Annotated in this window: 6 protein-coding genes; 3 read left to right on the top strand and 3 right to left on the bottom strand. The window is 72.7% G+C overall.

The window, feature by feature from the left end:
* Nucleotides 1–461 (bottom strand): type II toxin-antitoxin system PemK/MazF family toxin (locus ACWGIG_RS35945; RefSeq protein WP_453325911.1); only part of this gene is annotated, 461 nt, incomplete at its 3' end.
* Between the two features lie 98 nt (nucleotides 462–559).
* Here ACWGIG_RS35945 and ACWGIG_RS35940 point away from each other — a divergent pair.
* A complete protein-coding gene (locus tag ACWGIG_RS35940; RefSeq protein WP_453325910.1) occupies nucleotides 560–1,624 on the top strand; it encodes a glycosyl hydrolase family 18 protein in 1,065 nt (354 codons plus the stop codon).
* Between the two features lie 63 nt (nucleotides 1,625–1,687).
* On the opposite strand, the gene ACWGIG_RS35935 is transcribed toward ACWGIG_RS35940, so the two are convergent.
* Both ACWGIG_RS35935 and ACWGIG_RS35930 read right to left on the bottom strand, forming a co-directional pair.
* Nucleotides 1,688–2,383 carry an alpha/beta fold hydrolase gene (locus ACWGIG_RS35935; protein ID WP_453325909.1) on the bottom strand — a complete coding sequence of 232 codons (696 nt, stop codon included), beginning with the start codon at nucleotides 2,381–2,383 and terminating at the stop codon, nucleotides 1,688–1,690.
* A gap of 160 nt (nucleotides 2,384–2,543) precedes the next feature.
* A complete protein-coding gene (locus tag ACWGIG_RS35930; protein ID WP_453325908.1) occupies nucleotides 2,544–3,794 on the bottom strand; it encodes an MFS transporter in 1,251 nt (416 codons plus the stop codon).
* Nucleotides 3,795–3,993: 199 nt separating this feature from the next.
* Between ACWGIG_RS35930 and ACWGIG_RS35925 the strand changes: the two genes are divergently transcribed.
* Both ACWGIG_RS35925 and ACWGIG_RS35920 read left to right on the top strand, forming a co-directional pair.
* Entirely contained in the window at nucleotides 3,994–5,016 is a 1,023-nt protein-coding gene (locus ACWGIG_RS35925) for a LacI family DNA-binding transcriptional regulator (RefSeq protein ID WP_453325907.1), read from the top strand.
* A 170-nt stretch (nucleotides 5,017–5,186) separates the two neighbouring features.
* Complete coding sequence (locus ACWGIG_RS35920) at nucleotides 5,187–6,383, top strand: thiolase family protein (RefSeq protein WP_453325906.1); 1,197 nt, start codon at nucleotides 5,187–5,189, stop codon at nucleotides 6,381–6,383.
* The last annotated feature ends 69 nt before the right edge of the window (nucleotides 6,384–6,452 follow it).

Here is a 6,452-nt window from a genome sequence, read left to right as displayed (position 1 = left end):
CAGCCGCGCCAGCCGTACCGCTCGCCGAGCCGCCGCGCCACCTGGTCGAACCGGGGCCGGTCCAGCGCACACGCCTCGCGCCGCATCCCGTCCTCGTGCACCCGCAGCACCCGGTCCAGGTCCACCCACGACTCGCGGCCCGCGCTGTCCCACGGCCCCGAACCGATCGGCAGCCACTCGCGGTCGTGGTCGTGCCGCTTGCTCGACAGCCGCACGGCCAGGAGCGTGCCCGCCTCCTCGCGGGCCACCACGAGCACGGGGCGGTCCTTGCCTCGCCCGTCGTTCTCTTCGTACGGCACGAAGGTCCAGACGATCTCGCCCGGGTCCGGATCGCCGTCGCGCTCGGGGGCGTACTCCATCCGCACCGGGCCGATCTCGTGCGGCTCGGCCTCGGTCGTCGCGCTCGGACCCTTGCTGCCGGGCAGGTCGGGCCGGGAGTCGGGGCCCGTCGAGTTGTCCAGTGAAGTCGTCACGCCGCCAGGGTAGGGGCCGGCGTGGTGTGCGGCCGACCGGCCCACGCCGCAGCGCGTGCGGTCCGCCGCGCGCCCAGGATCGGCCCATGAAGGTGACTCTGCTCCCGCTGCTCGCCGTCCTCGCGCTGACGGTCCCGCCGTTGCCCACCGCCGCAGCCCCGGCCCAGGAACGGCCCGCTGCCTCCCCCGCGGGGGAGGCCCCGGAGCCCGCCCGCACGGTGTCCGCGTGGCTGCCCTACTGGGACCAGGAGCGGGCCTACCGGGACGCGCTCGCGCACGCCGACCAGCTGCACACCGTCAGCCCGTTCTGGTACCAGGCGAAGGCCGCCGACCGCGTCGATCCGCACTACAGCGCCGAGGACACCGAGATCGTCGACGGACTCCACCGGGCCGGGCTCAAGGTCGTCCCCACCGTCATGGAGACCCTTCCCGCCGGAGCCCTCGGCGCGCTCGTCACCGACCCCGCCCGGCGCGCCACCCACGTCCGTACGCTCCTGGCCGTGGCCGCCCGCGGGGACTACGACGGGCTGGAACTCGACTACGAGACCCTCGCCCCCACCGGCGACGCGCAGTACCGGGCGGTCCGCGCCGGTTACGCGGCCCTCGTCACCGACCTCTGCGCAGCGCTGCACGCCGTCCGGAAGACCTGCGCCGTCGCCGTCACCCCGCAGACCGTCGGCAGCGGGCGCATCTGGGACTACCCCGCACTCGGCCGGGCAGCCGACCGGGTGCGGATCATGGCGTACAACCTCCATTGGGAGGGCGGCAGTCCGGGCCCGCTCGCCACCCCGCAGTGGTACGACCGGATCCTCGACCACGCCACCTCCGTCATCCCGCGTGCCAAGATCGAGATGGCGCTGCCCGCGTACGGCTGGGACTGGACGGCAGGCGGCGCGACCAAGCACGTCACGTGGAAGGAGGCGGAAGCGCTGCGGAAACGTACCGGCGCCCCCTACCGCCTCGACCCCGAGGCCGGTTCACCGCACTTCAGTTACGAGGAGGACGGCCGCCGAAGGACCGTCTGGTACCAGGACGCGCGCGGCGTCGCCGCCCATCTGCCGGTGCTGCGCAAGCACGGCGTCACCCGGACCGGGCTGTGGGCACTCGGCTTCGAGGACCCGGCTCTGTGGGGCGTGCTGGCACGCGGCTGAGTACGAGACCGGGGCGGCCGGACCCGGTGCGGGCAGGCCGCCCCGGACGGGGCGGAACAATGACTAGATCCAGCCATCCAGCGACGACATGAAACCGTCGAAGTCGTCCCGCTGCATGGTGTGGCCCGCGCCCTTGACCGTACGGACCTCGAAGCCGCGCCCGCGCAGCAGCTCGGCCCGCTCCTCGTTGATGAGCATGCTCGGGTCGGCCAACTGCACCAGCGACGGCACGACCGGCTTCGCGGGCAGCAGGTCCCGGTCCCCCAGGCCGGCCAGACCGAATGCGGACGTCTCGTCCCAGAGCGCCAGGGTCGCCACCTCGATGTCGACGTCCGCAGCGTCCCAGCGCGGGTTCAGCGCCGCTATCTGCTCCCGGGGAACCGACTTGAACTGGGCGAAGACCTCGGGGCCGAGACCCCCGGGCAGCTCCAGGTGCCACGCCGGGTCGGAGTACACCGCACGCGCCGGACGCAGCCGGTCCACGGCGAGGGACAGGACGAGTCCGCCCAGCGAGTGGCCCAGGGCCAGGTCGGCGCCCGCCGGAAGCGTCTCGACGAGGTCGTCGGCGAAGGACTCCGGGGTGTACGAGTCGCCGCGCCCGCTGAGGCCGTGGCCCCGCAGGTCCACCGCGACGACGCGGTAGCCCTTGCCGGCCAGCGCGGGACCGACGGTCCGCCAGGCGCGGTGGTCGGCCATGATGCCGTGGATCAGGAGGGCGGTGCGGTCGCCCTCGCCCCAGGTGTGGGTGTTCAGCTGCACGAAGGGGTGCCTTTCTCGGTGGTACGGGTGGGGCCCGGTGGGCCGGGGGTCCTGTGCCGGGCAGTCTGTCAGCGGGCTTCCGGCCGGCGCCCGACCGGTCTGCGGACCGCCTCTCGGCGGACCGTCCGCAGTAGCGGGCGGCCGGTCGGCGCACGGCCGTTCAGCGCACGCTGCGGATCGGGCGCACCGCGAGGGCGCCCAGTACCGAGAGGACCGCCGCGACCAGGAAGAGCGCGGTGTAGCCGCCGCTGAGCTGGACCACCAGACCGGCGACGAACGGGGCGGCGATCTGCGGTCCCGCGTTGGCGACGTTGAGGATGCCCATGTCGCGGGCGGCGTCCTCGGACTTCGGCAGCACCATCGTCACCAGCGCGGTGTCCACGGCCATGTAGCAGCCGAAGCCGAGACCGTTGATCGCGCCGAAGGCCAGCATCGCGGTCCAGCTCGTCGAGAGGGCCGGAAAGACCATCGCGACTGCGGCCAGCATCGCGGAGACGCCGACGAACAGCTTGCGGCGGTCGTACTTGTCGGACAGCCAGCCGCCGAGGACGGTGGAGACCACCGAGGCGGCGGAGTTGACCATCGTGAGGATGGCCGCGGCGGACGCCGGATCCATGCCCGCAGGCAGCTTCGTGTGGTCCTGGAGGATGTACAGCTGGAAGCCGAGGACTCCGAAGTAGCCCAGGATCAGCAGCGCCCGGCCGATGAAAGCCCAGCGGAAGTCGTGGTTCGCCAGCGCGCCGGCGAAGGACTTGAACTGCTCCTTGAGCGGCGTCGCGGGCTTGGGCGGGCGGCGCTCCTCACGGGCACACGTGGTGAACAGGACGGCCGCTGCCGCCACCAGCGCGCCGAACAGCAGGTACCCGGTGCGGTAACTGTCCGAGAACGCCGCGCCGATCAGGGCGCCGATGGTGGAGCCGAGCGGGATGCCGAGGCCGACGGCGGCCGAGGCCTTGCCGCGCGAGGCGAGCGGTATGCGGTCCGGAACCACCGAGGTGAGCGCCGCCTGGTAGAAGTTCATCGCCGCCTGGCCGAGGCACCAGACGATCGTCACGAGCAGCACGGTGTTGACGCTGCCCAGCAGTGCCATCACCGCGAGGGCGGCGACACCGCCGCCCAGGATCCACGGGTTGCGGCGTCCGGAGCGGTCGGACATCGCGCCGGCGATGGGGTTGAAGATCGTGGCGAAGACCGCGGACACCCCCGAGACGACGGTCATGTTGCTGACCTTGTTCGCCTCGTCGATGCCGGCGACCTGCATCGCGAGCACGAAGCCGGGCACGCCGATGTAGAGCGCGTACATGACGGTGTTGCCGACGAGCAGCAGCGGGAGCAGCCCTCGGGTCGGAGCGGCCGTCTGGGCGGAGTCGGTGCCGGCTGCCGCGCCGGTGCCGGGGGAGGAAAGGGCCACGCTGCCCTCCAGGGTGAAATGAGCGGCGAATGGGATGAGCGGAGAGCTCTGCCCGCAAGGTGCTGCGGAAGGGGTCTGCCGGGGAGTTCCGACAGTCAAGGTGACACGTGTCAGTGACCCGTGTAAACGCTTTGTAGCACCCAATTCCGGCCATCCGCCAGACCCTGGCACGCACCCGTCTGGAAAGATGCCGAAAGCGATGAGCCAGACACCGAAGAAGTCAGCCGACCAACCCGTCCCCACCAGTACAGATGTCGCACGCCTGGCAGGCGTGTCGCGCGCCACCGTGTCGTACGTGCTGAACAACACCTCCGCCGTGCGGATCAGCGAGCCCACCCGCCGCCGGGTCCGCGAGGCCGCCGAGGAGCTCGGCTACGTCCCGCACGCGGCGGCCCGCAGCCTGCGCGCGGGCCACACCCGCATGGTCCTGCTGCCGACCGCCCACATCCCCGTCGGCCCGCTCTACGGCCAGTTCTTCAACGAGCTGCACTGGGCGCTGCGCAACCTCGACTACACGGTCGTGCAGTACGGCAGCCTCGGCCTCACCGGCGACGAGGCGGCCCGTGCCTGGGCGGAACTGCGGCCCGTGGCCGTGGTGTCGCTCGGCGAGATCACCCTGAACGCACGCGGCGTGCAGCTCCTCAAGAGGTCGGGGGCCAAGGCCGTCATCACGCTGGGCCCGCAGCGCGTCGAGGGCGCCCACTCGCTGGTGATGGACCAGCGCGAGGTCGGCGTCGCCGCCGCCGGGCACCTCCTGGAGCGCGGCCACCGCCGTATCGGCGCCGTCGTCCCGGAGGAGCCGGGCCTGGAGCTCTTCTCCAAGCCGCGCCTGGCGGGCCTGCGCAAGGCGGTCGCCGGCACCGGCGCGAGCGTCGAACCGCTGAGCATGCGGTACGACGAGGAGTCGGCGGCGGCCCTCGCGGCCCGCTGGCGCGACCTCGGCCTGGACGCGGTGTTCGCCTACAACGACGAGTACGCCCAGCTCCTCATGCGGGCGCTCCAGGACGCGGGCATCGACGTCCCCGGCGAGACCGCCGTCATGGGCGCCGACAACCTCCTCATGGGCAAGCTCCTGCGCCCCAGCCTCAGTACGGTGCAACTGGAGATGCCGCCGGGCCAGTACCTCGCGGACCTGGTCGACCGGCTGGTGCGGAACCCGTCGGAACGGCTGGAGAACAGCGACCTGATGGGCGCGCACGCGGTGCCGCGCGAGTCGAGCTGACGCCGACGGGCCGGGAAGCCGGGCGAGGACGTCCCGTCGGCCGTTGACAGCCGACGGGACGCGGAACAGACTCGGGCACGGGTGATCAAGGACGATCACAGGCGGCCGTGGGAGGGTGTCACACCTGTCACACCCCGGCACGAACGCCCTTGAGCCGGAGGAGAGTTCCGATGCCCACGAGCATCCGTGACGTCTACGTCGTCGACGCCGTCCGCACGCCGATCGGCAAGTTCGGGGGAGCGCTCTCGGGCGTACGCCCCGACGACCTCGCCGCCCATGTGGTGCGGTCCCTGGTCGCCCGGACTCCGGACCTCGACCCGGCCCGGGTCGACGACGTGTACTTCGGTGACGCCAACGGCGCGGGCGAGGACAACCGCGACGTGGCCCGCATGGCGGTCCTGCTCGCCGGGCTGCCCGTCACCGTCCCCGGCGTGACCGTCAACCGGCTCTGCGGGTCCGGTCTGGAGGCCGTGATCCAGGCGGCCCGCGCGATCGCCCTGGGCGACGCGTCCGTGGCGATCGCGGGCGGCGTCGAGTCGATGTCCCGCGCCCCCTGGGTCCTGCAGAAGCCCGAGCGGGCCTTTCCCGCAGGTCACCAGCAGTTGTACTCGACGACGCTGGGCTGGCGGATGACCAACCCCGAAATGCCCGCCGAGTGGACCGTCTCCCTCGGCGAGGGCGCCGAACTCGTCGCCGACAAGCACGGGATCGGCCGCGCGGAACAGGACGCCTTCGCCCTCGCCAGCCACCACAAAGCCGCAGCCGCGTGGGCGGCGGGCCTCTACGACGACGAGGTCGTGCCGTACGAAGGCGTGGACCTCCCGCGCGACGAATGCATCCGGGAGTCCTCGACCCCCGAGGCGATGGGCAGGCTGAAGCCGGTCTTCCGTACGGACGGCACGGGCACGGTGACGGCGGGCAACTCCTCGCCCCTCAACGACGGGGCGGCGGCCCTGCTCCTGGTCGACGAGGAGGGGCTGCGGGCCACCGGACGCGAACCGCTCGCCCGTATCCGCACCTCCGCCGTCACCGGCATCGAACCCCAGCTGTTCGGGCTCGGACCTGTCGAAGCGGTCGACCGCGCGCTCGGCAAGGCGGGCCGGACCTTCGCCGACCTCACCGTCTTCGAGCTGAACGAGGCCTTCGCCGCCCAGTCGCTCGGCTGCCTCGCCGCCTGGCCCGACCTCGACCCGGCGGTGGTCAACCCGCGCGGCGGCGCCCTCGCCCTCGGACACCCGCTCGGTGCCTCCGGCGCACGCCTCGCGGGATCGGTCGCCCACCAACTGGCGGCGGCGGGCTCGGGCACCGGGCTGGCCGCGCTCTGCATCGGGGTGGGCCAGGGGCTGGCGCTCGTACTGGAGCGCTGAGGTGCCACCGGGGAGACGGGTGGGGGACCGGGACGTGTGGCGTGGACCGGACGTGCGCGTGTGTGGGTC

The organism is Streptomyces sp. NPDC054863 (assembly GCF_053610825.1).
This window is presented reverse-complemented; position numbering and strand designations above follow the sequence as displayed.

What these genes read in the sequence shown, in the direction of transcription:
- ACWGIG_RS35940 (WP_453325910.1), top strand. Translation starts at nt 560, where the DNA reads ATGAAGGTGACTCTGCTCCCGCTGCTCGCCGTCCTCGCGCTGACGGTC.
- ACWGIG_RS35925 (WP_453325907.1), top strand. Translation starts at nt 3,994, where the DNA reads ATGAGCCAGACACCGAAGAAGTCAGCCGACCAACCCGTCCCCACCAGT.
- ACWGIG_RS35920 (WP_453325906.1), top strand. Translation starts at nt 5,187, where the DNA reads ATGCCCACGAGCATCCGTGACGTCTACGTCGTCGACGCCGTCCGCACG.